The organism is Kosakonia sp. S57, assembly GCF_016516575.1.
Taxonomy (GTDB): Bacteria; Pseudomonadota; Gammaproteobacteria; order Enterobacterales; family Enterobacteriaceae; genus Kosakonia; species Kosakonia cowanii.
On sequence record NZ_JACVUL010000004.1, the window covers coordinates 193,082 to 219,603 of the forward strand.

Sequence of the window (26,522 nt, forward strand, 5' to 3'; positions counted from 1 at the left end):
CTTTTTTTACGCTCTGAGCTTCTTGCTCAATGCAGATACAATTAGTATGCACAGAATGAAGACGGACATATCGAAGCTGAAATTCATTGGCATCAGATGCTTTGCAAGGTCACGATACCCTTCACCGATGAAAGCTATGTAAAACTGAGATATAGCAGTGGCGCTGGCGAGAAAAAGCAAACCGCTCAGCCTGTTTCTGAAAAAGATTACTGAAGCTATCAGGATTATTATTGAAAGAATAGGCTTGAGTGAGCCATAAAATTTCTGCTTTGCATGGGTTACTTTACTTGTAAATCCGTGGTCATTCACCATCACTTTTATTGATTTGTAGACATGAAAATAATCCTCGTCCATTTGCGATTTGATGTTTTTATCGAAAAGGAGAGTGATAATTGTCATAGGATTTTCTGCGATGTATTGGATTGCGCTTTTAAATCCGGCCTCGGGATGTTTTTTGAAGCAGGACTCGCCTATATCACTTGGTATGGCACCCTCTTCAAGGCTCAAGACATTGCCCCACGCATCAACGCCCGCGCAGTCTTTATCATACTGCGCCTTGTTCAGGCCAGCATACTTATCCAGTGCATATACACCAAAGTACGCGGAGTGATACTTGTTATACGTAGTTGCTGTGGTAGTAAACACAATACAGGAGACTGCCAACCCAAGAGCAACAACCATCATGGCCAGTTTTCTTAAAATATGCTCTCTGTCATAAATGACATAGTAAACAAGCATGAGCAGTGGTAGATAAAAGAACTGGCTTTTAGAGCACGCAATAAAAGACAAAAGCAAAAACGTTGAAAAATCCATTCTCTTATAAATGGCAACCATCAGAAGCGGCATGAAAAGAATCAAAGCCTGCTCCTGATAAAGAGAGTTGGAAAAGCTCAGAATTGAAGATGATAACAATGGTATGCAGCAAATAACAAATATCGGGAACTTTAGCCACTTTTTGTTTATTTCGCTACAGCATGAGAAAAGTAAATAAACAGAGGCTATGTAAAATGCTTTCTGTAATGAGGCGAAAACACGCATATCAAAAAAAGGTGTAACCCATGATAATAGCCATGCGTAACAATACACCAGAACTGTATATGAGCTTTTATAGTCGTATTCCCACAGCGGGAGAAATAACGGCTTAATATTAAAAATAAGTGGAAGATCACGGTTGAACATCGCAGCATCGTTCATGAAACCATAATCAAGTCGATAGAAGTCACCAGTGTTTATGAGGAACAAATCACTTGTAGCCACAATAACAACTAATATCAATGCAGATAAAAGATATCGTTCCTTAATGTTGATCATCAGATTTCCTACTTTTCAACAGATATTTCGGTCGCTGTTTCGACTCGACATAAATCCTTCCGATATACTCGCCAAGAACGCCAATTCCGATAAGCTGTATCCCGCCCAAAAACAGTATCGAAACAAGCAAAGATGGATAGCCTCGCACCGGATTACCAAAAGCCAGGGTATCGATAATCATCCATGCGCCATACAGGAATGATAAGCCAGCCACGACCAGGCCAATGTAGGTCCACATGCGCAACGGGAAAGTGGAGAAGCTGGTAATACCCTCAAGAGCTAAGTTCCACAGTTTCCATCCGTTAAACTTGGAATCTCCGGCGACGCGTTCTGCGCGAGCATATTCGACAACATCAATTTTCCCGCCGACCCAGCTCAGTACACCTTTCATGAAAAGGTTTCGCTCTGGCATCTGCTTAATATTCTCTACTACTTCCCTGGACATCAGGCGGAAATCGCCAACGTTCTCTTCAATCTTTGGGCTGCTGATTTTATTATGCAGTTTATAAAACCACTCTGCTGTTTTTCGCTTCAGCCTGCCGTCGGTAGAGCGATCTGCTCGCTTTGCCAGCACCATATCGGCTCCGGACTGCCACTTCGTAATGAGGTGAGGGATTACCTCAATTGGGTCCTGTAAATCAACATCGATAGGGATGATGGCATCGCCTGTGGCATGCTCAAGACCAGCAAATAAAGCCGGCTCTTTGCCGAAATTACGCGTGAAAGATAACGGCACGACAAGCGAATCGGATAGCGCCAGGGCGTTAATAATGGCTTCAGTAGCATCTTTACTGCCGTCATTGATGAATACAATTTCAACCTGATGCTGCTGTAACTCTTCGAATTCCCGGACTGTTTTATAGAAGATTGGAATTGCTTCCTCTTCGTTGAATACCGGAACGACCAGAGAGATTTTCATTTCGCATCCCTAAAGACAATGAACTTGGAATAAATAAAACCACACACCAGGCTGATAGCAGAAAAGGCAACGAGTGTAATAATCGGTGCCATACCGCACTTATCAGCCATCCATCCAATAGCGGCACTCAGCCCACCCATGAAGCCTACATAAAGCATATAGCGCAAAGTGGTAGTAGAAGAATTGAACGTGAATCGTGCATTAGCGAAGAAGCTGAAACTTACAGCGACGATGAATCCAGAAAAGTTGGCTAGCGCCTGGCTCGTTTGAAAAACGTAAATGCACATGGCAAAAATAACCCAATGGATGAGCGTGTTGATTAAGCCAACAGAAGTGTATTTAGCAAAAAGTTTTAACATTTTCTTATCATCAGTTTTATGAGGGGCATAGTCTACCATCGGGCGTGGCATCGATCGAGAATGTAGTGGGACAAATCCTATAAAGATAAGCCTATGTGTTGCAAAGAGAATGTTTAGGAATAGAAAAATATTCATCAACATTCTGATCATCAATAGGCTTCGCCTTCTTGATATATTCTCTGATGACAAATACTGTATATAAAAACAGTATTGCGGGGGCATTATGCCAAGAAGAGACGATATCGAGACAGCATTCAGGCAGGCCATAGTGATGGAGCCGAGCGGTCGACGCACGATCACTACAGAAAACTTCGTTAAGGTTTTACTCACCTTTAACTGGGACTTGTCGCCAAGGCAGGCCAACCAGTGGATTGAGGGACATGTCAGCACGTTCAAGGATATCTCCCAACAAGAGGGTGAGCTCCGCACGTTCATGATGTACAACCCGAACGGAGGTCTGTGATGGGATTCCCTTCGCCAGCTGCTGACTACATGGATGAAAAGATATCGCTCGACCATGAGCTGATCCGCGTACCTTCCGCGACATACTTCCTGCGCGCCGGCACAGAGTCCCGCCGGGAAGCGATAAAGAAGGGGGGGTTGCTGGTTCTGGACATGTCGGCAACTCCGGTAGACGGGTCGATCGTGATGTGTCACATGGATGAGCAAATGCGAATGCTGCGGTTGCGGCTTTACCCTCGACCGAGACTGGAAGAACTCGACAGGCCTGAAATCACCTACCCGATGACGAGTGATGACTTCGAAGGCCGCCTGGTTTTCAAAGGCGTTATCACCTACATCATCAACGACGCGCGCACCGGTGAGTTCGATGATAATCCGGTGATGTGAAAGATGGGGCATGGATGGGGCAAAAAATTAGCGCAAAACAACTCAAAACCCCTGAAGGTGTCGGCTCGCCTTGCGCTTATGCATTGCTTTTAACCTGCTTTTATTTCACTTCAACGCAAAGTGATTTTTTACTGCTGCCTGTTTTGAACAAACCGGATTGGGCGGATTGAGGCTCTGCGTCTCATCACTGCTTTCATCAATAAAAAACGCTCCCGAAGGAGCGTTTTTTTACCGGCCAAACAGGTCGCGTTTTTTCGGTTTAAAGAACTGCGCAATCAGCACCAGCAGCGCCACCACCAGATAGGCGACAAAAATGCCCAGCAGCCACTGCGGCATATCCATCTTCAGGAACTCCCACTGACGCTGCGCGCAGTCGCCGGAGGCAACAAACACCTGCGGCAGCCATTTATCCAGCGGCAGCCAGCTCGGGAAACGCGCGGCAAAATCGCAGGTCATAAAAGGGGAGGGGTGAAGCTGGATCTGCGTGTGTTCCCACGTCAGCTGGATGCCGCGAATGGCGCTATAGAACCAGATGGCAAGGGCGGCAAAGCGAAGCGGAGTTTTTGGCGCAATGGCACCGACAATACCGGCACCCAAGACGCCAAAGAGGGCGCAGCGCTCGTAAATGCATAACACGCACGGTTTCAGCAACATGACATGCTGGAACCACAGCGCCGTCATCTCAAGCGCAAAGGCGGTTAACGCCATCAGCAGCCAGGCGCCGCGCCCGTGTGAGCACTTATTTAAATATCGCAACATAATCATTTCCCTGGAGATGCGTAGAGACCGCAGTGTAAACGAAATCAATCTCAAGGCCACTAGCGGGGGCAAAATAATGCGTAATGGAATGTTTAGTCAGCAAAAAGTGAAACATCGCCTACGCCATTTTGGCGGATCTTCAGTTAATTATTTGGATTTAAGGCATATTTGCACGAAATATTCATGTAGCAAATTCGTCAAAATAAAACGTTGATCGCCTTTTTTCTTCCTACCCTACGCTACCTGCCCACTGCATGCTTTGGTATGATGAGTGCTCATTGCTTAGCTGTGTTATGGAAATCTTATATGGTCATTAAGGCGCAGAGCCCGGCGGGTTTCGCGGAAGAGTACATCATCGAAAGTATCTGGAATAGTCGCTTTCCTCCGGGGTCGATTCTTCCTGCTGAACGCGAGCTCTCTGAACTGATTGGCGTCACTCGTACCACACTGCGTGAAGTGCTGCAGCGACTTGCCCGGGATGGCTGGCTCACTATCCAGCATGGCAAACCGACAAAAGTGAACAATTTCTGGGAAACCTCCGGTCTGAATATTTTGGAAACGCTGGCACGTCTGGATCACGAAAGCGTACCGCAGTTGATCGATAACTTGCTGTCCGTGCGTACCAACATTTCCACGATTTTCATTCGCACTGCGTTTCGCCAGCATCCTGAAGATGCGTTAAAGGTGCTTGCCACCGCGCGTGAAGTCGAAGATCACGCCGATGCGTTTGCTGAGCTGGATTACAACATTTTTCGCGGTCTGGCGTTTGCTTCCGGCAACCCGATCTATGGTCTGATCCTGAACGGTATGAAAGGGCTCTATACCCGCATTGGTCGCCACTACTTCTCCAGCCCGGAGGCACGTAGCCTCGCACTCGGTTTTTATCATCGGCTGGCAGAGATCTGCGAGCATGCCCAGCACGACCAGGTTTATGAACTGGTTCGTCGCTACGGGCATGACAGCGGGGAGATCTGGCACAAGATGCAGAAAACCATGCCTGGCGATCTCGCGCTACAAAGCCGCTAGTGACAAAAAACCCCTCATAGAGAGGGGTTTTCATATCACAGCACGTTGCTTCGTGGCGGACAGCGCTCCAGCAGCTCCACACTGCCATCTTCGTTTTGCTGCTCAAGCAGAACGTCAAATCCCCACAGGCGATGCACATGTTTCAGCACTTCGCGACGTCCTTTATCGAGCGGGGCGCGGTTGTGCGGAATATAGCGCAACGTCAGCGAGCGATCGCCGCGCAGATCGACGTTCCAGACCTGAATATTCGGTTCAAGATTGCTCAGGTTGTACTGCGATGAGAGTTTCGAGCGGATCTCGCGGTAGCCCTCTTCGTTATGGATCGCGGCTATCTCCAGGTAGTTATTGCGATCGTCATCCAGCACGGTGAAGAAGCGGAAATCACGCATGATCTTCGGCGACATAAACTGGCTGATAAAGCTCTCATCTTTAAAGTCGCGCATGGCGAAATGGAGCGTATCCAGCCAGTCGGAACCGGCAATATCCGGGAACCAGTAGCGATCCTCTTCCGTCGGTGACTGGCAGATGCGCTTGATATCCTGGAACATGGCAAAGCCGAGGGCGTAGGGGTTAATGCCGCTGTACCACGGGCTGTTGTAAGGCGGCTGGAATACCACATTGGTGTGGCTGTGCAGAAACTCCAGCATAAAGCGGTCGGTCACTTTCCCTTCGTCATACAGATGATTAAGGATGGTGTAGTGCCAGAACGTCGCCCAGCCTTCGTTCATCACCTGCGTCTGCTTCTGCGGATAAAAATATTGGCTCACCTTGCGCACAATGCGCAGGATCTCACGCTGCCACGGCTCGAGTAGCGGCGCATTCTTCTCCATAAAGTAGAGCAAGTTCTCCTGCGGCTCCGCCGGGTAACGTCGCGCCTGAGCGACGGCCACCTCTTCATCGCGTTTTGGCAGCGTGCGCCACAACATATTTACCTGGCTTTGCAGATACTCTTCCCGGCTTTTTTGCCGCGCTTTCTCCTCCTGCAGCGAGATTTTCTGTGGACGCTTATAGCGGTCAACGCCGTAATTCATCAGTGCGTGACAAGAGTCGAGCAGTTTTTCCACTTCGACTACGCCGTAGCGCTCTTCGCAATCGGTAATGTATTTACGCGCGAAGATCAGGTAATCGACAATCGAGCTGGCATCGGTCCAGCTGCGGAAGAGGTAGTTATTTTTGAAAAACGAGTTGTGTCCGTAACAGGCATGCGCCATCACCAGCGCCTGCATGGTGATGGTGTTCTCTTCCATCAGATAAGCGATGCAGGGATTGGAGTTAATGACAATCTCGTAGGCCAGGCCTTGCTGACCATGCTTATAGAGCCGTTCGGTTTCAATAAACTTTTTACCGAACGACCAGTGGGGATAATTGATAGGCATGCCAACGCTTGAGTAGGCATCCATCATCTGTTCTGAGGTGATCACTTCGATTTGATGCGGATAGGTATCCAGCCGGTAGAGTTTCGCCACCCGGTCAATCTCTGCCAGGTAATCATCCAGCAGCTCGAATGTCCAGTCGGGTCCATCGCTCAGACGAATAGAATCCTTATTCATTGAGTCAATCGTAGCCATTAGCGCGCCCTCATTGTTCTCGACACTCTCTGTATGGAGCGTCTCATTTCAAGCATAGAACACTGATTTAAAAGTGTACGCCAGCCCTCACCAAATCTTCACGATATTCCCGCTCGCTCACCGTGTAAAAAGCCGAGTTGCCAAAATATTATGCTGCGGCGATAGGGTGCGCAGCAGGAGATGCTGAATATCCGCAGCCCTTAGCTGGCGGCGATGTTGTGAGGAACGTCACCATAAAAAAGCCATATGTTGAATAATATTTTCATCTGAGTTATCAATTTGTAATCAGATGATTGTGCTTTACTCACGGGAGAAGGGATATGCGAGTTGTTGTATTGGGCAGCGGCGTTGTTGGCGTTACCAGCGCCTGGTATTTACGCCAGGCCGGACATGATGTCACCGTAATCGATCGCCAGCCAGGGCCTGCACTGGAGACCAGCGCCGCCAACGCCGGGCAGATCTCGCCGGGCTATGCCGCACCCTGGGCTGCGCCCGGCGTGCCGCTGAAAGCGATCAAATGGATGTTTGAGCGCCACGCGCCGCTCGCCATCAAGCTCGACGGCTCCTCCTCGCAGTTAAAGTGGATGTGGCAAATGCTGCGCAACTGCGACACCCGCCACTATATGGAAAATAAAGGGCGCATGGTGCGTCTGGCTGAATATAGCCGCGATTGTCTGAAGCAACTGCGGGAAACCACCGGGATCCAGTATGAAGGCCGCCAGGGCGGGACACTGCAACTGTTCCGCACCGCCGAACAGTATGAAAACGCCACCCGTGATATCGCCGTGTTGCAGGAAGCGGGCGTGCCCTATCAGTTGCTGGAATCGGCGCGTCTGGCCGAGGTGGAACCGGCGCTGGGTGAAGTCGCGCACAAGCTGACCGGCGGTCTGCGGCTGCCAAACGATGAAACCGGCGATTGCCAGCTCTTCACGCAGCGGCTGGCGCAGATGGCCGAAGCGGCCGGGGTAGTGTTCCGTTTCAATACGCCCGTTGATCGTTTGCTCTACGAAGGTGAAAAAATCTACGGCGTGAAGTGTGGCGAAGAGGTCGTGAAGGCAGATGCTTATGTGATGGCTTTCGGCTCCTGGTCCACCGGCCTGCTGAAAGGGATTGTCGATATCCCGGTTTACCCACTCAAGGGCTACTCGCTGACCATCCCGGTGGCACAGGAGGATGGCGCCCCGGTTTCCACCATTCTTGATGAGACCTACAAAATCGCCATTACCCGCTTCGATCAGCGCATTCGCGTCGGCGGCATGGCAGAAATCGTTGGATTTAATACTGAGCTGTTACAACCGCGCCGCGAAACGCTGGAGATGGTGGTGCGCGATCTCTTCCCGCGCGGCGGCCATGTTGAAGAGGCAACCTTCTGGACGGGCTTACGTCCAATGACGCCGGACGGCACGCCGGTGGTTGGCCGCACGCCGTTTAAAAACCTGTGGCTCAATACGGGTCACGGCACGCTGGGCTGGACAATGGCCTGCGGCTCCGGACAGCTGCTCAGCGATCTGATGACCGGTAACACACCGGCTATCGCCGCTGACGATCTGTGCGTGGCGCGTTATCTTCCGGGGTTCACGCCTGCGCGTGCCCAGCATCTCCATGGTGTACACAGCTGACAGGCGTAAGGAATAGACATGTCTCGTCCGGTTCTGGCGACCCTCGATTTACAGGCGTTAGCCAATAATTTGCAAATAGTGCGCCGCGCGGCACCCGATGCCAAAGTCTGGTCGGTGGTGAAGGCAAATGCCTACGGCCACGGTCTGGATCGCATCTGGTCGGCGCTCAATAAAACCGATGGCTTTGCGATGCTCAACCTTGAGGAGGCGATCCTGCTGCGCGAGCGCGGCTGGAAAGGGCCTCTCTTAATGCTGGAGGGTTTTTTTGATGCGGAGGAGATGGCGCTTTATGACCAGTACCGTCTCACCAGTGGGATCCACAGTAACTGGCAGCTTAATCTGCTGAAAAATGCGAAGCTGCAGGCACCGCTTGATATCTACCTCAAAATCAACAGCGGTATGAACCGTCTCGGTTTCCTGCCGGAGCGCGTGCACAGCGTCTGGCAGCAGCTGAGCAGCTTTGCCAGCGTCGGCAATATCACGCTGATGTCGCACTTTGCGGAAGCGGAGCGTCCGGACGGCATTTCGCAACCGATGCGGCGCATTGAGCAGGCGGCGGAAGGGCTGCCGTTACCGCGATCGCTCGCCAACTCTGCCGCGACGTTATGGCACCCGGAAGCGCATTTTGACTGGGTTCGCCCCGGCATTATTCTCTACGGTGCCTCGCCATCGGGCAGATGGCAGGATGTGGCAAACAGCGGTATTCGCCCGGTAATGACGCTAAGCAGTGAGATTATTGCTGTACAGACGCTGAAGAGTGGCGACGCTGTAGGCTACGGCTGTCGTTACCGTGCGCAGACGGAGCAGCGTATCGGCGTGGTGGCGTGTGGTTATGCAGATGGTTATCCGCGCCAGGCTCCCACTGGCACGCCGGTTCTCGTCGATGGGATTCGTACGACGGTGGTTGGCGCGGTGTCGATGGATATGCTGACGGTCGATCTTACGCCGTGCCCGCACGCCAGTATCGGCGCGCCGGTGGAGCTGTGGGGCAGGGAGATCAAGATTGATGATGTAGCCGCGGCGGCCAATACGGTCGGGTATGAATTGATGTGCGCCCTGGCGCCGCGCGTGCCTGTTGTGACAATGTAACTTCTCGCGAGGCGCTTACTCCGCCTCGCTCTCCACCACTTTTACACCCACTTTTGATACCGAATTCTCACTCTTCTCTGCCACGGTCCAGATCATACCGGCAAACTCAACCTGATCGCCCACAACCGGAGCGGCACCCAGCAGTTGCTGAACAATCTCACCGAGCGTTTGCTGGTTATCGCGATGCTCAAGCCCCTCATCAAGACCATAAATCATCGCTATGTCGGCAAACTTGGCATTCGCTTCGAGGATGAAGTCACCAAAGAAGCGCTGATCCAGCGACACCGGCGGCGACTCACTGAAGAGTTTACCGAGAGCTGGCAGATCTTTTTCGCGACCAATCACGCATAGAACGTCGCCTTCACGTAACCGGGTGCTGCCGGTTGGATGAAGCAGGCTGTTATCGCGGAACAGCGCCGCAATGCGCGTCTCTTCCGGCATGTGCAGGTCGCGCAGCGCCGCACCAACGCACCACTTATCGGCACTCAGTTGGTAGACGAACTGCTCGAAGGGATTATCGGGGTGAATATCCAGCCCGACGCGCGATACCGGCCAGCCCACCGGCGGCACCACCACTTTCGCTTTTTTCGCCGCCCAGCCCAGAGACGTTCCCTGGAACAGCAGCGAAATCAACACCACGAAGAAGGCGACATTAAAGAAGAGGCGGGCGTTGTCCAGCCCGGCCATCATCGGGAAGGTCGCCAGAATAATCGGCACCGCGCCGCGCAAACCGACCCAACTAATAAAGACGCGCTCGCGCAGGTTAAAACCGCGAAAAGGCAGCAGGCTGGCGAACACCGAGAGCGGGCGGGCAATAAAGATCATCCACGCCGAGAGGATCAGCGCAGAGAGTGCAATCGGCATTAAATCAGATGGCGTCACCAGCAGGCCGAGCACGAGGAACATCGCAATTTGCGCCAGCCAGGCGAGGCCATCGAAGTTTTGCAGGATACCGAAGCGATTACGAATCGGGCGATTGCCTAACACGAACCCACATAAATAGACGGCCAGGATCCCGCTGCCGTGCAGCGCCGTGGTAACAGAGAAGATCAGAATGCCGCCGCTCAGTGCTAATAAAGGATAGAGCCCAGGCGGCAGGGCAATGCGGTTGATCATCTGTTGCAGCAGGTAGCCTCCCGCGCCACCAAGCAGTATGCCGAGGCCAAACTCGCGCAGAATATGCAGAAAGAAGGTGAAATCAATATTGGCGTGGTGGCTCTGGATCATCTCTATCAGAGTGATGGTCAGAAACACCGCCATCGGATCGTTGCTGCCGGACTCAATCTCAAGCGTTGAGCCGACACGCTCGTTCAGCCCTTTACCGCCGAGCAGCGAGAAGACCGCCGCCGCATCGGTTGAGCCGACTATCGCGCCAATCAGGAAGCCTTCCATAATGTTGAGCTTGAAGAGCCAGGCCGCCATCATGCCGGTCAGACCTGAAGTGATCAGCACCCCGACAGTTGCCAGCGAGAGCGCGGGGCCGAGGGCAACGCGAAAAGAGCTGGCGCGCGTGCGCATACCGCCGTCGAGCAGAATGATCGCCAGTGCCAGGTTACTGACCATATAGGCCAGCGGGTAGTTATCGAAGGGAATGCCACCGATGCCGTCAACGCCTGCCAACATACCAATCGCCAGAAAAATGACCAGAATCGGAATACCAAGGCGGGATGAGAACGAACTCAATAAAATACTGCAGGTTACCAGTACAGAACCCAGAATAAACAGACTAATTATCGCCCCAGCGTCCAATGGTATGCATCTCCTTCTCTTCTCGGTGAGATCCCGGCACCGACCGGGATTTATTACGGCACATTATAATAACGGCAGAAAAAGCAATTTAATAAGGGCATTAAGGGCTTTTTTTACGCCGAGATTGTGGGATGGCCTGTGAGGGTCAGCGTTGATTTTTCAGCGTGTTGCAATATGGCGTGCGCACCCAGCGGCAACGTGACGGTTTTCGCTTCGTGGCCGAAGTCCAGCCCTGCGATCACCGGAATTGCCACCCGTGAACGTAACCAGGCCACCATCTTCTCTAAAGTGTAGCCCGCATCGTAATCGTTGGGTTGCGCATGGGAGAAACTGCCGAGGATCAGCGCGCGCTGCTGCGCGAGGATCCCGCTGTAGAGCAGTTGCAACAGCATGCGCTCAACGCGGTAGGGGTGCTCATTGATATCTTCAACCACCAGAATGCCGCCGGGCACTGTCGGCAGCCAGGGGGTGCCAATCAGCGAGGTCAGCATCGCCAGGTTTCCGCCCCATAATCTTCCTTCAACATGGCATTGCGGCCCGTCGCCGTCCCACTCAATGGTGTAGGTTTTATTGCGTATTGCCCGCCAGAAGTGCTCCTGGGTAAAGGCATTGAGTGGTTCAGCACCAAAGTTGCCCGCCAGCATCGGGCCGCTAAAGGTGATGGTGCCACCCGCCGCCAGCAGGCCGCACTGAATCGCAGTAAAGTCGCTGTGACCGCAAATCACCAGCGGTTGCTGCTGCTGGCGCTCGACCAGTGCCTGCCAGTCGATATCGGCCAGCAGCCGGCTTGCGCCGTAGCCACCGCGCACCGGCATAACAATCAGATTTTCCCCAGCCAGCCGGACGAGGTCATTGATGTCCGCCAGCCTTTCAGCTTCGCTACCGGCAAAACGTTCCTCACGCCGGGTAATCACCTGTTGGTTATTGACCTGATGGCCTTCGCGGGTCAGCCGTTCAACGGCCAGCGCCGCAGCACGCTGATTGATGCAGTACCCGGAGGGGGCAATTAAATGGAAAGTGGACATGGCATTTCCTTGCTGACATCTCTAAACAAACAGTTATCATGCCGCTAACCCTGGTCATTGTCATCCGCCGTGATGTACAGCTTATATAAGGATTTTCTGGCGTGAAATTAAGATGGTTTGCCTTTTTAGTGGTGCTGCTGGCGGGCTGTAGCTCGACAAAACAGGATTATCGTAACCCCGACTGGAACCCGGAAGTGCCGGTCAAACGGGCGATGCAGTGGATGCCAATTAGCGAAAAAGCCGGCGCGTCGTGGGGCGTAAGCCCGGAACTGATTACGGCGATGATTGCCGTGGAGTCCGGAGGCAACCCGGAGCTGGTGAGTAAATCGAATGCGGTAGGTTTAATGCAGCTGAAGGCGTCAACGGCGGGGCGCGAAGTCTATCGTCGTATGGGCTGGAGCGGGCAACCCTCAACGCGCGAGCTAAAAAACCCGGAGCGTAATATCTCAATGGGTGCAGCCTACCTGAGCATTCTGGAACATGGGCCGCTTGCCGGGATCAAAGATCCGCTGGTGATGCAGTACGCGCTGGTGGTCTCATATGTGAATGGCGCGGGTGCGCTGCTACGCACCTTCTCTTCAGACCGCCAGGAGGCGATTGACGAGATTAACTCGCTAAGTCCAAAGGGCTTTTTGCAGCACATAGCGGAAAAACACCCCGCGCCACAAGCCCCGCGCTATATCTGGAAAGTACAAAAAGCGATGGATGCGATGTAACTAGCGCACCCGGCTGGCGCGTTCGCGCGCTTCGCGCTCCAGCGCAAAGATAATGCGCTGGAGTTCGCGCTCAACGCCCGGGCTGACATTTAAAAAGCGGAAGCTCAGCCTTGGCGTGGCGATGGTGTCATTTTTACCATCCACAACTTTGCGCTCGCCCACTGCAATCAACTGTGCATCAAAGTAGAACTGCCCCCACGATGCCATATCCAGTTCGACCTGCGTGAAGCGCATGCCAGGCTGGACATTCTCCGGCAACGCGCCATCCAGCAATGCGCCCATGCCGCCCAGTGAGAGATCGAAGAGACGAAAGCGCAACTGGCTCTTATCGGGTAACTTCGCTTTGCAGAAGTAAGCCGGGTGGAGCGGGGCGCTAATACGGAAATATTCCCGACGTTGAATAAACCACAGCGTTTCCGGGAGCGGCGTGATAAACGCAGGCAGATCCTGATAATCGCCGGTGGTGAGCGCATTAAGCGTGAACTCTACCTTTGCGCCATGGGTTTCAGCGGTAATAGTCACTTTACCGGCACGCTGAACGGCACTGTTTTCATACTCCTGGCTACCAAAATCCATCACCAGCATCTCAGGGTTAACCTCGAGAATTTTGCTGATAAATTGACCGCTACCCCAGCTGATGCACACCGGCACCTGAGTGTTTTGCAGGTCGCGCAAGACGCCCAGCACGGCCAGAGGATTTTGCTTCAGGAACTGCTCACTGTAATTGCTCACGCCGAATGGCTCCTCGATACTGACACAACGTCGATTGTTTATCGGCAATCTATGCCAGAACTTAATACAAATGGTAGAAATTATCTCATTAAATTATGAATTAAATCTGTGAGATGGCAGCGCTTTTGCGCAAGACATCTATACTGTACGCAACGCACTGCAAGGTGGTGTGTTCATTTACACGTCATAAACGAAAGGAGAAAGTGAATATGGGTATTCTCGCGTGGATTTTATTTGGCCTGATTGCGGGCGTTATCGCGAAATTCATTATGCCAGGACGCGACGGCGGCGGCTTTATTCTGACCTGTGTTCTGGGGATTGTAGGGGCAGTGGTCGGTGGCTGGCTGGCGACAATGTTCGGTTATGGCGGCGACATTACGGGCTTCAACATGCACAGTTTTATCGTCGCGGTGATTGGCGCGATTGTGGTGCTGGCAGTTTTCCGACTTGTACGCCGGTAACGGATTTTCTCTGAAAAAAGGCCGCACTTTGATGCGGCCTTTTTTTATACGCTACTGCGCGACTTTCTGCGCCGTTGGCTCAGCGGCAGGCCTGGCCTCATCCGCAGGCTGTTTTTGCGGTACGCTGTCGCACGGTTTCTCTTTCGGACAGATGAGATCGAGCATTTTTAGCGTTACGCCATTACTCCAGCCAAAGCCATCCTGCAGCGGATATTCACCGCCGCCCCCGCCTGTGCCGGTGGAGCTGACATCATATTTTTCCACCAGCTTCTGTTCGCGATCGTAAGTGTGCTGAACATTGGTCAGGAAGCGCCAGCTGACACTCATCGCCAGTTTTTGGTGGTCGTAGTTCTGCAACCCGGCGGCGGCGACCCACTGCAGCGGTGCCCAACCATTCGGCGCATCCCACTGTTGACCGCTTTTAACGGTAGTCGTGGTGATGCCGCCCGCTTTTAACAGCCGTGCTTCGGTCACCGCCGCTACTTTGTCGGCGCGATCTTTTGCCGCCGCGTTAACAAACAGCGGATAGAGCGCCGCGGCGGTCAGCTGATTACGCACCTTTTTGGTTTTCAGATCGTAATCGGCGTACCAACCCTCTTTTGTATTCCACAGATTGGTTTCGATGGCTTTTTGCCGGGCAGTGGCCAGCGCGTCGTAGTGACTCGCTTTAGCGCTATCGCCAGAGACCTGATATGCGCGGGAGAGCATCTTCTCCATCTTAAACATCAGGGCATTGAGGTCGACCGGCACAATGCTGGTGGTGCGAATCGTGCCAAGCTGCTCAGGATCATCCATCCAGCGGGAGCTAAAGTCCCAGCCGGAAGCCGCAGCGGCGCGAAGATCGCGGTAGATCTCTGTCGCCGGGCGGTTCGGATTGTTTTTTGCTGTGGTGACATCTGCCAGCCATGACTCCGGACGCGGCGTGGAGGAATCATCCCAGTAGCGGTTGAGAATGCTGCCATCGCTTAACTTCACCACGCGCTTATTTGCTTCGCCCGGCTGCAGCGCATCAGCGCCCTCCATCCAGTACTGATACTCTTTTTCCATCTGCGGCAGCCAGGTTTTCAGCACCTCATCACCGTCATGTGTCGCCAGTAACTCCACCATTAATGAGAAGAAGGGGGGTTGAGAACGGCTGAGGTAGTAGCTGCGGTTGCCATTCGGAATATGTCCCCAGGTATCAATTTCATAACCGAAGTTGGCGACCATATCTTCGATTTTGTCCCAGTGACCGCTTTCGGCAAGGCCGAGCATGGTGAAGTAGCTGTCCCAGTAATAGACTTCGCGAAATCGCCCGCCGGGCACGACATAGGGTTTAGGCAGCGGTAAGAGTGAGTCCCACTTGCCCGCGCTATCCGTGGTGCGTGTCAGTTCTGGCCATAAGCCGTCGATATGTTCACGCAGGTTTTGTCCGGCAGGCGGCACATAGGGCTTACCTTTTTCCGGCAGCGTGAAGTTCACCTCGACGAAATGGCGCAGATCGAAGCTGCTCTGGTTCCGTTGCATGCGGTAATCCGCAAGGATCATCAGTGGGTCGCTCTTGGGCACGGCATCGGCGAAGGTTTTTTGATCGGGGAAGAGTTTGGCGCTTTGCACATCACTGAATAACGGACCGAGAAGAATGTCGGGAGTTTGCGGCGGGTTTTGCGCTTCAGCAGCGAATGTTGGGGCATTTGCGGCAAGTAATGTTCCACCCAATGCAAGTTGCATGACCAGAAAGAGGGTGCGCGGCTGGCGCAAAACAGGTTTTATCATTGACGTCTCCTTAGCGAGCAAGCAGCGGGCCGCTGCATTCAACCTTGACCAAAACCATAGACGAATCTCAGACAATTCGTGTGCTGTGCCCGGCAATTTGTGTCAATACGGAGAAATTACCTCTCGCCTCTGAGCAATTCGGCTGTTCAAAGCGTACGGCAGTGGCGACGAGATCCGTCTGTAAGGATGAGAAGGCAGATATCAAAGAGATCGCATACCGGATTGCCTTATTTTTAATCACAGGCCTTTTGCTGAATGGATTCGGTTAAGCGCGCTTTATTAGAGTTTAGTCACACTGAATGAAATAAAGTACAGCGGGTACCTTGTAAAAGCGATTTACTGCGGTAATAGTTTTGCCTGTAACTATCTTTTTTGCAGAATACGAAGAGTAAAAGTCGATATATTTCGCAAAAAAAGAGGCTGTGGCGAAGAAAAGTCCCAAATAAACATTCTTAGCGCAAAGGTTAGCCCGACAATGTGGAATATCAGCTACCAAATATTGTAGTATTGCTTCGCTCTTTTTGACTTTTAGGAATTGTCCTATCTCATATTTCGGTCTGTATACTACCGGATTATGCATATAAAATTTTTATTATTATTCATCAGTTTAGGATTATAATTGGCGGCGAGGGATTCATCTCAGAACAAAATTTTGCCGTTTTTCTGCTTAAGTGAAATTAATTCTTGAGATTTATCCTAATTTGCAAAAGAATTAAGTAATAGTTTTTCAACGGCTCGGCAATGATATTGAATTGAATTATCCGATCTGTAAAATCATGTCACGATAGTCAATGAAAAGTAATATTGTTGCGGCGGTCCTCGCGGACAGGCTCGTGCGGTAGCTATGCCCTTAATTCATTAACAGGTCGTTTAACGGACAAGGAACTGAGTCATTCATAACGATTTCATTTCCCCTATCCATAACGATGCACGTCAACACAGTAATATATTTGCAATGGAACAAACCCTATGAACATGCGAATCGTATTGGCACTTCTTTTTGTATTTGGCGTCTCTGGCTGTGTAAAACATCAGAAACCCGCACCTTCCGACGACACGATTGTTACCAGTGAAGTAAATGGCGTAACCCTGACCCACCGTTATGCCGTACTGCCGCCGAAGGAGTTCGAACCGGTTAAACAAGACTACCGCGCACTCTATCCGGCCTCTGTAATGAGCAAACCTGATTTCGGCGGCAAAGTCATTCGCCAGCTGGAAGCGGGCAAAACCTACGTTGTGCTTGGTCAGGTTGAACACTTCTGGATGGCGCTGGCCGATGAAGGTCAGGAAGAGCTGATTGGCTACGTGCCGATGCGTGCGGTCGTTAAAAGCGATCTGTACGAAAAAACGCTGCGTAACGATCGCCGCAAAGTTCAGCGTAAAAAAGCGAACTGCGTAACGGTCGACGGCAGCGGTAAAGCTTGCAAAAACGTTAAATCCGGGACCTGGATTATCGATTAATCCAGCCGTGATGAGTACCTGCTATGAATAATAATTCGGTTGTACGCCAGATTAGCCTGGTGTTTTTCTTTGTGCTGGCCACCCTGGCCAGCGGTTGTGGATCGTCTTCACACAGCGTACCTACCAGCTATAACCTTCAGTTCAGGGCTCATCCGCAAATCAATGAGTCCGCTCCCCTTAAAGTCAGGGTGTTGCTGTTGAAATCGGACGCGACATTTATGTCCGCCGATTTCTGGTCGCTGCAAAACAACGCCGATAGCGCACTGGGCGGCAATCTGCTGAACAGTGATGAGTTCTTCCTGATGCCCGGTCAGCTGTCAAAAACGCTGTCCGGCAACAGTTCGCCTGAAGCGCGCTACATCGGCGTGATGGCGGAGTATCAGGCGCTGGACGGCAAAAAATGGCGAATCTCCCTGCCGCTTCCGGTACAGGGGGAGTCTCACTTCTATGAGTTCTGGAAATCGTCAGAAGATGCGCTGGAAGCCAACATCTTTCTCGACGTTAACGGAATACGCGTGATTTCCAAATAGCGCCATCCTGACAGGAATACAGTATGAATAAAGCAGAAAAGGTCGTCTGGACCGAAGGTATGTTTCTGCGTCCTCACCATTTTCAACGCGCGGAAAGCTATCTTCAGCACCATATTCGCGAGTGGGGAACACTGCAGCGGCCCTATCTTTGGGGCTACCTTGATATCGAACTCGACGACGCGATGCTTCGCCAGGGATGCATTGCCGTCAGTTACGCCAGCGGCTTATTGCCAGACGGCACCTTCTTCTCTTTCAACGATGCTCGCCAGGCGCCAACCCCGCTGGTGATCCCGGATAATCTCACTAACGAACGTGTCGTGCTGGCGCTGCCAGCCCGTCGCGGCGGTCGTGATGAAGTGATTTTCAGCGAAGAGAAAGATTCGCTGGCGCGCTACATCACCTGGGAGAGCGAAGTCGATGATGATAACGCGATGTCCGTTGGTCCCGCTGCGGTGCAGTTTGGGCGCCTGCGCCTGAAACTGATGCTGGAGAAGGATCTCAGCGCAGAGTGGACGGCAATTGGCGTGGCGCATGTGCTTGAAAAGCGCAACGACAACCAGGTTCGCATCGATAATCGTTATATTCCGCCGATGTTAAATGCGGTCAACAACCCCTCACTTTACGCCGTGATGAACGATCTGCAGAGCCTGCTGATGCAGCGCAGCCAGCAGATTGGTCAACGTCTGCGCCAGCCTGGGCGTTTCAACACCTCTGAAATGGTGGAGTTCTCGCTTCTGGCACTGATTAACCATCACGTCGGGCAGATGTCGCACCTGAAATCGCTGCCGATGATCCACCCGGAAGAGTTATGGCGCAGCTGGCTGGCGTTTGCCACCGAGCTCACCACCTGGACCGCGGCGCGCTCGCCGGAAGAGACGCTCCCCATTTACGACCATGACGATCTCGCTGGCTGCTTCAGTAAACTGCAGCTGATGCTGCGCCAGGGTTTGTCGCTGGTAATGGAAGAGCATGCCATCCAGTTGCCGCTCACCGAGCGCACCCATGGACTCAATATCGCCACGCTGCCTACCACCACGATGGCGCGCGAGTTTGGTTTTGTATTGGCGGTGAAAGCCAGCGTGCCGGGCGAAATTCTGCAAACCCACTTCCCGGCGCAGATGAAAGTTGCGCCGGTGACCAAAATCCGCGATCTGGTGCAGCTTCAGCTGCCTGGCATGAAGCTACGCAGCATGCCTGTTGCACCGCCGCAAATTCCATGGCACGCCGGTTATAACTATTTTGAACTGGAAAAGGGCGGCGAGCTCTGGAACGAAATGGAAAAATCGGGCGCTTTCGCACTGCATCTGGCGGGCGAATTCCCCGGTCTTGATATGGAATTTTGGGCCATCCGTAGCCCGACGGAATAACACAGCGAGCGCACACTATGCAGCAACAACACGCCTCCGGCAGTGATGCCGTCCTGGCAGGAGCAAGTGGTAACAATCCGTTGGTGGCGGCCGCAAATCCGCTGCTCAATGCGATACCGCAGATCCGCTATTCGGTCTCTCATGACGATCAGAGCGGGCTACGTCAGCACCTGATAGATGAAATCCGCCGTTTTGAAGTACGCTGCCAGCAATCTGGCCTAGCGTACGAAGTCATCGTGGGCGCACGCTACTGTCTTTGCACCGCTCTGGATGAAGCCGCCGCGCTCACACCGTGGGGCAGCCGCGGCGTGTGGTCCGGCAGCGGCCTGCTGGTGACGTTTCACAACGAAACCTGGGGCGGGGAGAAGTTCTTCCAGCTGCTGGCGCGTCTGTCGCAAAACCCGCGCGAACATATCGCGCTGCTGGAGTTAATCAACTTCTGCCTGCTGCTGGGTTTTGAAGGTCGCTACCGCGTGATGGACAACGGCCGTACACAGCTTGAAACCATCAAGCAGCGTTTATGGCAGATGATCCGCGGCGTACGTGGCAACTACCCACCGCCGCTCTCGCCGCATCCGGAAGATCAGCCGGTGATGCGCAAATTGTGGCGTCCGGTGATCCCTTTGTGGGCGTGTGCCGGGCTGGCGGGTTTCCTCGCCTGCCTCTTCTATATCGTCCTCAACTGGCGGCTGGGCGACAACACCAATCCGGTGCTGGCGAAGATCTACCAGACACAGCTGCCGGAAGTCTCCGTTCAACAGCCGGTGCAGCATGTGCAGCCGGTGCTTAACCTGCGCGAGTTCCTGCGTCCTGAAATCAAGGCCGGCCTGGTGGCGGTACGTGATGAGGCCGATCGCAGCGTCGTGACTCTGAAAGGTGACGGGCTGTTTGCCTCTGCCTCCACGGTTGCGCGCGATAGCTACGAGCCGGTCATCGACCGCGTTGCGCAGGCAATGAACAATGTCAGCGGTAAGATCCTGGTGGTCGGCTTCAGTGATAACGTGCCGATTCGCAGCGCCCGTTTCGCCTCCAACTATGAACTGTCGCTGGAGCGCGCGCGCTCTGTGCAGTCGCTGCTGCAAAAACACCTTTCGCAGCCGGAGCGTGTGAAAGCCGAAGGGCGAGGGGAGATGGATCCCATCGCGCCGAACAACTCGGCCGAAAACCGCGCGCGTAACCGCCGTGTCGAAATTACCTTGCTTGTGTCGCCGGAAAATACGGCTGCCGAGCTGAACGGACTGCCGCAAGGAAACTAATGGATGAACATGTTGCTTTCGTTGCTGACTAACCGCATTTTGTGGGGTTTCCTTGGCGTTACCGGGCTGGCTGCGGTTATCTGGATGATCGGGCCGCTGCTGTCGGTCGTCGACTCCCGACCGCTGGAGTCCGAACAAAACCGCATGATCGCCATTGCGGTGATGTACCTGATTTGGGTTCACAGCCACATTGTGCCGCGTCTCTATAATGCGTGGCTCAACCGCAAGCTGATGGACAACCTCAAAAGCGAAGAGGCGAAAGATCCCGCTGAGCGTCAACGTCTGACCAGCGACGATCAGGTGCTGAATGACCGTTTCGAAGAGGCGGCACAGGTACTGAAAAAAGCGCACTTTAACCAGCCGGGCCAGCGTGGCCTGTGGACGCAGCGTTTCAGTACCCAGTATCTCTATCAGCTGCCGTGGTATGTGATTATCGGCGCGCCAGGCTCTGGTAAAACCACCGCGCTGGTAAACTCCGGCCTGCAATTCCCGCTCGCCGATCGCTTCGGTAAAACCGCATTGCGCGGTATTGGCGGCACGCGCAACTGCGACTGGTGGTTCACCAATGAAGCCGTTCTGCTGGATACCGCCGGACGCTATACCACGCAGGAGAGCGAGCAGATTCAGGATGCCAGCGAGTGGAATAAATTCCTCGGCCTGCTACAGAAATACCGCCGTCGCCAGCCGATTAACGGCGTGATTATCACCATCAGTATCGCTGACCTGCTGACCCAGTCTGCTGAAGCCTCGCGCGAGCAGGCGCTCAATCTGCGTAAACGTCTTACCGAACTGCATGAGCAACTGGGCATCCGTTTCCCGGTCTATGTGCTGGTAACCAAAGCTGACCTGCTTAAGGGTTTCCGCGCCTATTTCTCTGGCTTTGATAAAGCGCAGCGCGACCAGATTTGGGGCTTCACCTTCCCGTGGGAAAAAGCGAAGCTCGCCGATTTCGATCTGCAGGGCAGTTTCATTCAGGAGTTTGCCCTGCTGCAACAGCGTCTGGACGCCGGCCTGCCGGATACGATGCTGCGTGAAAGCGATCCACAGGCGCGCGCTGAGTGCTTCCTCTTCCCGCAAGAGTTTGCCGCGCTGCGTCCGCTGCTGTCGGACTATCTTGATACGATTTTTGCCCGCTCCAATTTTGAGACCGAGTTCTCGCCGCGCGGTATCTATTTCGCCAGCGGCACGCAGGAAGGTCTGCCATTCGATCGGGTGATGGGTGAGCTTAATCGTGCACTCTCTCTGCCGCAGGGCAAGTCGGGCGATAATTGGGATTCCGTCAGCAAGGATGAGCCGGTGCCGGGTGGTAAAGGGCAGAGCTTCTTTATCAAGCATCTGCTGCAGAACGTTATCTTCCAGGAGGCGGGGATCGCCGGGCAGAACCGCTGGTGGGAGCTGCGCAGCCGTGCAGTCATCTGGTCTGGTTATGCCGCACTGCTGGCTTTGCTGGTTATCCTTAGCGCGCTCTGGTTCACCAGCTACGGCAACAACAAAGATTACCTTGATGAAGTCCAGGCGAAAGTGCCGGCGCTCGATCAGGAGATTAAAGCGCTGCGTAACCGCCAGCAGGGGGATCTGTTTGCCTTACTGCCGCTGCTGAATGGCCTTGCCGAACTGCCGCAGAGTGAAGAGTTCGATATCAATCATCCGCCGATCACCCGCCGTATGGGGCTCTATCGCGGTAACGATGTGTCGGATGCCTCGCAGGCGCTCTACCGAAAAGCGCTGGAGCAGATGCTGCTGCCGGAAGTGGCAATGCGCGTCACCACCTGGCTGCGTAATGACAACGGCAGTGACGTCGAGTACAGCTATGAAGCGCTGAAAGCGTATCAGATGCTCTACCAGCCAAAACATTACGATGGCAAATTCCTGCACTCATGGGTGATGCTCAATCTGGAGCGCAACCTGCCGCAGAATGTGACCAAAGCCCAGATCCGCCAGCTTGAGTGGCACCTGATGCAGTTGCTGGAGCAGCAGATTGTCGCTTCACCCTATGCAAAAGATGATGCGCTCATCAGCCGCGAGCAGGCGTTGATTAACCAGCAGCCACTCTCAACCCGTGTTTATGGACGCCTTAAACGCCTGCTGGAGCGTGATGAAAACCTCAAGCCGGTGTCGCTGACTACGCTGGGTGGTCCGCAGAGTGAATTGGTCTTCTCGCGTAAAAGCGGCAAGCCGGTAAACGATGGCATTCCTGGGCTCTACACGCCGGACGGTTACTGGAACAGTTTCAATGCGCAGATTGCGCCGGTGACCGCCTCACTGCATGAAGATGACGCATGGGTATTAGGCTCAACCACGCAGCCTGAAGACAAACAGCAGACGGATAATGCAGTGCGCCAGCTCTACGCTCGCGACTTCATTACCATCTGGGACAGCTTCTTAAGCGATATTCAGTTGAATAACAGCGCCGATCTCAATCAGCGCATCAACACCGCGCGTGTTCTCTCCAGCAACAACTCACCGCTGCGCCGTCTGGTGGTTAACCTCAGCCAGCAACTGACGCTGGTGCGCGATGACCCTGCGGCGGCGGAGAAAGAGAAAAGCCCTGAAAGCAGCAATCGCGGTACACAGATGCTGGAGTCGCTCTTCAGCAATCGTGAAAACAACGCTGCGGGCAACGCGGCCGCTAACCAGACGCCTGAACAGCGCGTGACCGAGCACTTTGCGCCGATCATTGAGCTGGCGCAGCCGCTGGAGAAGGGCGGTAAAACCATCGTCTTTGATGATTTCCTCAAACAAGTTGATGAACTCTATCGCTATCTGACGGCGGTGCAGGACGCGGCCAACAGCGGTATGCCAGCACCGGGTGGTGAAGCAATCAGCCGCCTGCAGGCCAGCGCAGGGCGCTTGCCGGGCGGTCTGCAAACCATGTTCAGCAACATGGCGGTCGGCGCGAGCAGCGATACGCAACGTCGTGATATGGAAAATGTGCGTAAACGCATCAGCGTCGAAGTGGGCAGCTTCTGCCGCCAGGCGATCGCCGGGCGTTACCCGCTGGTGCGTTCTGCCAGCGCTGAAGTGACGCCGGACGATCTGGCGCGTATGTTCGCCCCTGGTACCGGCCTGATGGATGTCTTCTTTCGCGATAACCTGACCAATAAGGTCGATACCACGCAGGCCACATGGCGCTTTATGCCGGGGATCGATGGCAAAACGCTGCCGGGAAGCGAAGGGGTGCTGGTCCCGTTCCAGCAGGCGCAGTCGATTCGCGATGCCTTCTTTGCCAATGGCAGTGCAACCCCCTCTTTTCGTACTACGGTGCGTACAGTGCGGATGGATAACACTATCCTCAATATGACGCTGGATGTGGACGGACAGATCCTGCGCTACAGCCACGGGCCGCAGGCGGTACAAATTGTTAGCTGGCCGGGCACAGGCGGCACCAACCAGGTGCGCATGCAGTTGGGTCTGGCCAATGGTACTACGGCAACACTGGTGACCAACGGCGCCTGGGCGCTGAACCGCTTTTTCGATAAAGCGCGCGTGAGCCCTGGCAGCAGCAGCCTGAGCCGCCAGGCGACATTCACGGTTGACGGGCATCAGGTCACGCTGGAGTTTGCGCCTAACAGTATCCGCAATCCGTTCCAGCTTCCACGATTCGCATGTCCTTGATCCGCAAAGGAACGCCTAATGACTACGACTTCTGCAATTAGCTGGTATGGGAAATTGCCCAGTGCGGGTGATTTTCTCCAGCGCCGCTTTCCAGACGCTCTGCAGCGTCAATGGTCCCACTGGTTTCAGGTGGGATTGATGAACTGGCAAAAAGAGGAGCAGCGCGGCGGTGAACGGCAGTTCAGCAATGCGCCAATCTGGAACTTCGTTGTACCGCCGATGCTGGGCGGGCAACAGGTTCAGATGGGCTGCCTGCTTCCCGGACGCGATAGCGTTGGCCGCCAGTATCCGCTCTGCGCGCTGATGGCGATTAACCCACTAGAGTGGTCGCCGCGTCACCTGGCACAAGCGGGTGACTGGTATCAGCAACTGGGACGCACCATGCTTCACGCCGTGCGCAACGGCTATTCGCCGGAGCAGCTCGATCAGGCGCTGCTGGCTATCCCACCGGTACAGCTGGCAGAGCCGGAAGCGCGCTCGGAAATTCTCGATGTGATTGGTTATGAAGGCGATGGCGAATCATCGATCGGCTGGCAGCAGGCCGCCGAGTGCTTTGATCCGCAGCGTCAGATTAGTTTCTGGTGGACCAACCGTAGCGACGGGTATCCGCTCTACACGCATGTACACAGCGGTAACTTTACCGGTCAACTCTTTACGCTACTGTTTGAACCGGCGGGCGGCGCAAGACCCGGTCGTCACGGTCTTTACCCACCAATGTTTGATGAATAAGCAGGTTGCGGATGACTATTGAAACGTTACTGGCTCCGGTTACTGCGGAGCAGCCGTGCGGTGAAAACCTTGAGTACGACGCCGATTTCCAGGCGATGGAGCAGGCGAGCCTTGGCAAAGCCGAGCAGCAGTTTGGCAGCACCATTATTCCTGCTGAACCGGCTGACTGGACGCGCGTGGAAAAACTGGCCACCGGCTTGCTGTCACGCACCAAAGATATCCGCGTGATGATGGCGTTGACCCACGCCTGGACACGCCGCCGCGGCCTTGAAGGGTATGCCGATGGTTTGCTGTTGCTGGGTCAGGCTCTCTCACTGTACTGGGATCAGCTCTGGCCATCGCTAACCGACGGCGGCGAGTTTGATCCCTTCTACCGCATTAACGCCCTGGCCGGGTTAAGCGATAAATCATCGCTAACCACCACGCTTCGCCAGTCCGTATTACTGCGCAGCAACGGCGATGAAATTATCGTGCGTGATGCGCAGTCGCTGCTCGACGGCAGCAAAACAGAGTGTGCAGGCTATCCCGGCGGACGGGTGCGCCTGATTGATGAGTTGACGCGTGGCGGTCAGCCCGGCATTGAAGCTATCGGGCAAATCGAAGGGCGTCTGCAAACCATCCGTACATGGCTGCTGGAACAACTGGGCGAAAGCGGGGTGCCGGAAATGGAACAGTTACTCAAGACCGTGGGTATGATTGCCGGTGTCAGCCGCGCTTCCCGCTCTGATGAGCCTGTAGAGACGACATCTGAGCCGCAACCAACGCAGAGCGCTGCGCAACCTGCGGCTGCCGTTCCGCTACCGGCGATGACCGACTGGCGTACCGCGCAGGTCGCCACGCGTGCGGATGCACAGTTAATGCTGGAGAAGGTAAAACAGTACTTTGCCCAGCATGAGCCGAGCCACCCCGCACCGCTGATGATCGACCGCGTGCAGCGATTAATCGAGCTGGATTTTATGGAGATCATTCGCGATCTGGCGCCGGACGGCGTCAATCAGCTACAAAATATTTTTGGGCGTCAGGAGTGACGCAAACCGCGTTATGACGGCAGGCGTGTTGCCTGTCATCAAACCTTCACCGCGTATATTCGATGGAGAACATCATGGCAATGAGTAACAGTGGTCAGAAATTTATCGCCCGCAACCGTGCGCCGCGCGTACAGATCGAGTACGACGTGGAAGTTTACGGCGCGGAGCGCAAAATCCAGCTTCCGTTTGTGATGGGCGTAATGGCGGATCTGGTAGGGAAACCGGTGGAGAACTTACCTTCTATTGAAGAGCGTAAATTTCTCGAGATCGACGTCGACAACTTCGATGAACGCATGAAAGCGCTGAAACCGCGCGTCGCGTTTAACGTAGACAACACCCTGACCGGTGATGGCCGTCTGAACGTGGATTTAACCTTTGAAAGCATGGATGACTTCCTGCCGGACGCCGTTGCCCGCAAAGTCGAACCGTTGAACAAGCTGCTGGAAGCGCGTACCCAGCTCTCTAACCTGCTGACCTATATGGACGGTAAAAACGGCGCTGAAGAGCTGATTGCAAAAGTTCTGCAGGATCCGACCCTGCTGAAATCACTCAGCCAGATGCCGAACAGTGACGAGAGCGCGCAAGGTAAAGAGGAATAA

Annotated in this window: 25 protein-coding genes; 16 read left to right on the top strand and 9 right to left on the bottom strand. The window is 53.9% G+C overall.

Going from position 1 to position 26,522, the window contains the following annotated elements:
* Positions 1 to 6: 6 nt before the first annotated feature.
* From IAE48_RS05735 to IAE48_RS05745, 3 genes are read right to left on the bottom strand one after another with little or no spacing between them, the layout of a single operon-like run.
* A complete protein-coding gene (locus IAE48_RS05735) occupies positions 7 to 1,311 on the bottom strand; it encodes a hypothetical protein (protein WP_200133752.1) in 1,305 nt (434 codons plus the stop codon).
* Positions 1,298 to 2,230, bottom strand: a complete 933-nt coding sequence (locus IAE48_RS05740) for a glycosyltransferase family 2 protein (protein ID WP_200133753.1) — start codon at positions 2,228 to 2,230, stop codon at positions 1,298 to 1,300. Before IAE48_RS05740 ends, IAE48_RS05735 begins: the two co-directional genes overlap by 14 nt.
* On the bottom strand, positions 2,227 to 2,589 hold the full coding sequence (locus tag IAE48_RS05745; protein WP_139569730.1) for a GtrA family protein: 363 nt from the start codon (positions 2,587 to 2,589) through the stop codon (positions 2,227 to 2,229). Before IAE48_RS05745 ends, IAE48_RS05740 begins: the two co-directional genes overlap by 4 nt.
* A 223-nt stretch (positions 2,590 to 2,812) precedes the next feature.
* Here IAE48_RS05745 and IAE48_RS05750 point away from each other — a divergent pair, with 223 nt between their 5' ends.
* Genes IAE48_RS05750 through IAE48_RS05760 form a run of 3 tightly spaced genes read left to right on the top strand, consistent with a single transcriptional unit; the run spans position 2,813 to position 3,608 of the window.
* Positions 2,813 to 3,052, top strand: a complete 240-nt coding sequence (locus tag IAE48_RS05750; RefSeq protein ID WP_139569729.1) for a DNA polymerase V — start codon at positions 2,813 to 2,815, stop codon at positions 3,050 to 3,052.
* Positions 3,052 to 3,438, top strand: a complete 387-nt coding sequence (locus IAE48_RS05755) for a S24 family peptidase (RefSeq protein ID WP_200133754.1) — start codon at positions 3,052 to 3,054, stop codon at positions 3,436 to 3,438. The genes IAE48_RS05750 and IAE48_RS05755 overlap by 1 nt, the downstream gene beginning before the upstream one ends.
* Before the next feature lie 14 nt (positions 3,439 to 3,452).
* The gene (locus tag IAE48_RS05760; protein WP_200133755.1) at positions 3,453 to 3,608 is read left to right on the top strand and encodes a hypothetical protein; all 156 of its coding nucleotides are present in this window, start codon (positions 3,453 to 3,455) and stop codon (positions 3,606 to 3,608) included.
* A gap of 58 nt (positions 3,609 to 3,666) precedes the next feature.
* On the opposite strand, the gene dsbB is transcribed toward IAE48_RS05760, so the two are convergent.
* Positions 3,667 to 4,197, bottom strand: coding sequence for a disulfide bond formation protein DsbB (gene dsbB, locus IAE48_RS05765; RefSeq protein ID WP_200133756.1), 531 nt, complete (start codon positions 4,195 to 4,197; stop codon positions 3,667 to 3,669).
* Between the two features lie 306 nt (positions 4,198 to 4,503).
* Between dsbB and fadR the strand changes: the two genes are divergently transcribed.
* A complete protein-coding gene (gene fadR / locus IAE48_RS05770; protein WP_094419657.1) occupies positions 4,504 to 5,223 on the top strand; it encodes a fatty acid metabolism transcriptional regulator FadR in 720 nt (239 codons plus the stop codon).
* A gap of 35 nt (positions 5,224 to 5,258) precedes the next feature.
* Here fadR and IAE48_RS05775 read toward each other — a convergent pair whose 3' ends face one another.
* Entirely contained in the window at positions 5,259 to 6,791 is a 1,533-nt protein-coding gene (locus IAE48_RS05775; RefSeq protein WP_200133757.1) for a SpoVR family protein, read from the bottom strand.
* A 320-nt stretch (positions 6,792 to 7,111) separates the two neighbouring features.
* On the opposite strand from IAE48_RS05775, the gene IAE48_RS05780 reads away from it, so the two are divergent.
* Together IAE48_RS05780 and dadX are read left to right on the top strand one after the other, a co-directional pair.
* Entirely contained in the window at positions 7,112 to 8,410 is a 1,299-nt protein-coding gene (locus IAE48_RS05780) for a D-amino acid dehydrogenase (RefSeq protein ID WP_200133758.1), read from the top strand.
* 18 nt (positions 8,411 to 8,428) lie between these two features.
* Positions 8,429 to 9,499 (top strand): catabolic alanine racemase DadX, encoded by a 1,071-nt coding sequence (gene dadX / locus IAE48_RS05785; RefSeq protein ID WP_200133759.1) that lies wholly within the window; start codon positions 8,429 to 8,431, stop codon positions 9,497 to 9,499.
* A gap of 15 nt (positions 9,500 to 9,514) precedes the next feature.
* On the opposite strand, the gene IAE48_RS05790 is transcribed toward dadX, so the two are convergent.
* Positions 9,515 to 11,248 (bottom strand): potassium/proton antiporter, encoded by a 1,734-nt coding sequence (locus IAE48_RS05790; protein ID WP_094419659.1) that lies wholly within the window; start codon positions 11,246 to 11,248, stop codon positions 9,515 to 9,517.
* A 113-nt stretch (positions 11,249 to 11,361) separates the two neighbouring features.
* The gene (gene ldcA, locus IAE48_RS05795) at positions 11,362 to 12,273 is read right to left on the bottom strand and encodes a muramoyltetrapeptide carboxypeptidase (RefSeq protein ID WP_200133760.1); all 912 of its coding nucleotides are present in this window, start codon (positions 12,271 to 12,273) and stop codon (positions 11,362 to 11,364) included.
* Between the two features lie 101 nt (positions 12,274 to 12,374).
* On the opposite strand from ldcA, the gene emtA reads away from it, so the two are divergent.
* Positions 12,375 to 12,989 (top strand): membrane-bound lytic murein transglycosylase EmtA, encoded by a 615-nt coding sequence (gene emtA / locus IAE48_RS05800; RefSeq protein WP_200133761.1) that lies wholly within the window; start codon positions 12,375 to 12,377, stop codon positions 12,987 to 12,989.
* On the opposite strand, the gene IAE48_RS05805 is transcribed toward emtA, so the two are convergent.
* Positions 12,990 to 13,721, bottom strand: a complete 732-nt coding sequence (locus tag IAE48_RS05805) for a flagellar brake protein (protein WP_094419661.1) — start codon at positions 13,719 to 13,721, stop codon at positions 12,990 to 12,992. It abuts the gene before it with no gap.
* A 209-nt stretch (positions 13,722 to 13,930) separates the two neighbouring features.
* Here IAE48_RS05805 and IAE48_RS05810 point away from each other — a divergent pair, with 209 nt between their 5' ends.
* The gene (locus IAE48_RS05810) at positions 13,931 to 14,182 is read left to right on the top strand and encodes a GlsB/YeaQ/YmgE family stress response membrane protein (protein ID WP_042711797.1); all 252 of its coding nucleotides are present in this window, start codon (positions 13,931 to 13,933) and stop codon (positions 14,180 to 14,182) included.
* 51 nt (positions 14,183 to 14,233) lie between these two features.
* On the opposite strand, the gene IAE48_RS05815 is transcribed toward IAE48_RS05810, so the two are convergent.
* Positions 14,234 to 15,937, bottom strand: a complete 1,704-nt coding sequence (locus IAE48_RS05815) for an alpha,alpha-trehalase (RefSeq protein ID WP_200133762.1) — start codon at positions 15,935 to 15,937, stop codon at positions 14,234 to 14,236.
* Between the two features lie 969 nt (positions 15,938 to 16,906).
* On the opposite strand from IAE48_RS05815, the gene IAE48_RS05820 reads away from it, so the two are divergent.
* The 8 genes from IAE48_RS05820 (at position 16,907) to tssB (ending at position 26,522) form a co-directional block, all read left to right on the top strand.
* Entirely contained in the window at positions 16,907 to 17,398 is a 492-nt protein-coding gene (locus IAE48_RS05820) for a hypothetical protein (protein ID WP_042711795.1), read from the top strand.
* Between the two features lie 23 nt (positions 17,399 to 17,421).
* Positions 17,422 to 17,928: a type VI secretion system lipoprotein TssJ gene (gene tssJ, locus IAE48_RS05825; protein WP_042711793.1), complete on the top strand. Its 507-nt coding sequence runs from the start codon at positions 17,422 to 17,424 to the stop codon at positions 17,926 to 17,928.
* Between the two features lie 23 nt (positions 17,929 to 17,951).
* The gene (tssK, locus tag IAE48_RS05830) at positions 17,952 to 19,295 is read left to right on the top strand and encodes a type VI secretion system baseplate subunit TssK (protein WP_042711792.1); all 1,344 of its coding nucleotides are present in this window, start codon (positions 17,952 to 17,954) and stop codon (positions 19,293 to 19,295) included.
* 17 nt (positions 19,296 to 19,312) lie between these two features.
* Entirely contained in the window at positions 19,313 to 20,551 is a 1,239-nt protein-coding gene (locus IAE48_RS05835; protein WP_076769996.1) for a DotU family type VI secretion system protein, read from the top strand.
* 3 nt (positions 20,552 to 20,554) lie between these two features.
* A complete protein-coding gene (tssM, locus tag IAE48_RS05840) occupies positions 20,555 to 24,166 on the top strand; it encodes a type VI secretion system membrane subunit TssM (protein WP_200133763.1) in 3,612 nt (1,203 codons plus the stop codon).
* Between the two features lie 18 nt (positions 24,167 to 24,184).
* The gene (gene tagF / locus IAE48_RS05845; protein WP_023480097.1) at positions 24,185 to 24,895 is read left to right on the top strand and encodes a type VI secretion system-associated protein TagF; all 711 of its coding nucleotides are present in this window, start codon (positions 24,185 to 24,187) and stop codon (positions 24,893 to 24,895) included.
* 11 nt (positions 24,896 to 24,906) lie between these two features.
* On the top strand, positions 24,907 to 25,923 hold the full coding sequence (gene tssA, locus IAE48_RS05850; protein WP_094419664.1) for a type VI secretion system protein TssA: 1,017 nt from the start codon (positions 24,907 to 24,909) through the stop codon (positions 25,921 to 25,923).
* Between the two features lie 74 nt (positions 25,924 to 25,997).
* Positions 25,998 to 26,522: a type VI secretion system contractile sheath small subunit gene (gene tssB, locus IAE48_RS05855; RefSeq protein ID WP_023480163.1), complete on the top strand. Its 525-nt coding sequence runs from the start codon at positions 25,998 to 26,000 to the stop codon at positions 26,520 to 26,522.

Excerpts from the sequence above, each read along its gene's own strand:
- IAE48_RS05735 (WP_200133752.1), bottom strand. The coding sequence starts at position 1,311 with ATGATCAACATTAAGGAACGATATCTTTTATCTGCATTGATATTAGTT.
- IAE48_RS05740 (WP_200133753.1), bottom strand. The coding sequence starts at position 2,230 with ATGAAAATCTCTCTGGTCGTTCCGGTATTCAACGAAGAGGAAGCAATT.
- IAE48_RS05745 (WP_139569730.1), bottom strand. The coding sequence starts at position 2,589 with ATGTTAAAACTTTTTGCTAAATACACTTCTGTTGGCTTAATCAACACG.
- IAE48_RS05750 (WP_139569729.1), top strand. The coding sequence starts at position 2,813 with ATGCCAAGAAGAGACGATATCGAGACAGCATTCAGGCAGGCCATAGTG.
- IAE48_RS05755 (WP_200133754.1), top strand. The coding sequence starts at position 3,052 with ATGGGATTCCCTTCGCCAGCTGCTGACTACATGGATGAAAAGATATCG.
- IAE48_RS05760 (WP_200133755.1), top strand. The coding sequence starts at position 3,453 with ATGGGGCAAAAAATTAGCGCAAAACAACTCAAAACCCCTGAAGGTGTC.
- dsbB (WP_200133756.1), bottom strand. The coding sequence starts at position 4,197 with ATGTTGCGATATTTAAATAAGTGCTCACACGGGCGCGGCGCCTGGCTG.
- fadR (WP_094419657.1), top strand. The coding sequence starts at position 4,504 with ATGGTCATTAAGGCGCAGAGCCCGGCGGGTTTCGCGGAAGAGTACATC.
- IAE48_RS05775 (WP_200133757.1), bottom strand. The coding sequence starts at position 6,791 with ATGGCTACGATTGACTCAATGAATAAGGATTCTATTCGTCTGAGCGAT.
- IAE48_RS05780 (WP_200133758.1), top strand. The coding sequence starts at position 7,112 with ATGCGAGTTGTTGTATTGGGCAGCGGCGTTGTTGGCGTTACCAGCGCC.
- dadX (WP_200133759.1), top strand. The coding sequence starts at position 8,429 with ATGTCTCGTCCGGTTCTGGCGACCCTCGATTTACAGGCGTTAGCCAAT.
- ldcA (WP_200133760.1), bottom strand. The coding sequence starts at position 12,273 with ATGTCCACTTTCCATTTAATTGCCCCCTCCGGGTACTGCATCAATCAG.
- IAE48_RS05810 (WP_042711797.1), top strand. The coding sequence starts at position 13,931 with ATGGGTATTCTCGCGTGGATTTTATTTGGCCTGATTGCGGGCGTTATC.
- IAE48_RS05815 (WP_200133762.1), bottom strand. The coding sequence starts at position 15,937 with ATGATAAAACCTGTTTTGCGCCAGCCGCGCACCCTCTTTCTGGTCATG.
- IAE48_RS05820 (WP_042711795.1), top strand. The coding sequence starts at position 16,907 with ATGAACATGCGAATCGTATTGGCACTTCTTTTTGTATTTGGCGTCTCT.
- tssJ (WP_042711793.1), top strand. The coding sequence starts at position 17,422 with ATGAATAATAATTCGGTTGTACGCCAGATTAGCCTGGTGTTTTTCTTT.
- tssK (WP_042711792.1), top strand. The coding sequence starts at position 17,952 with ATGAATAAAGCAGAAAAGGTCGTCTGGACCGAAGGTATGTTTCTGCGT.
- IAE48_RS05835 (WP_076769996.1), top strand. The coding sequence starts at position 19,313 with ATGCAGCAACAACACGCCTCCGGCAGTGATGCCGTCCTGGCAGGAGCA.
- tssM (WP_200133763.1), top strand. The coding sequence starts at position 20,555 with ATGAACATGTTGCTTTCGTTGCTGACTAACCGCATTTTGTGGGGTTTC.
- tagF (WP_023480097.1), top strand. The coding sequence starts at position 24,185 with ATGACTACGACTTCTGCAATTAGCTGGTATGGGAAATTGCCCAGTGCG.
- tssA (WP_094419664.1), top strand. The coding sequence starts at position 24,907 with ATGACTATTGAAACGTTACTGGCTCCGGTTACTGCGGAGCAGCCGTGC.
- tssB (WP_023480163.1), top strand. The coding sequence starts at position 25,998 with ATGGCAATGAGTAACAGTGGTCAGAAATTTATCGCCCGCAACCGTGCG.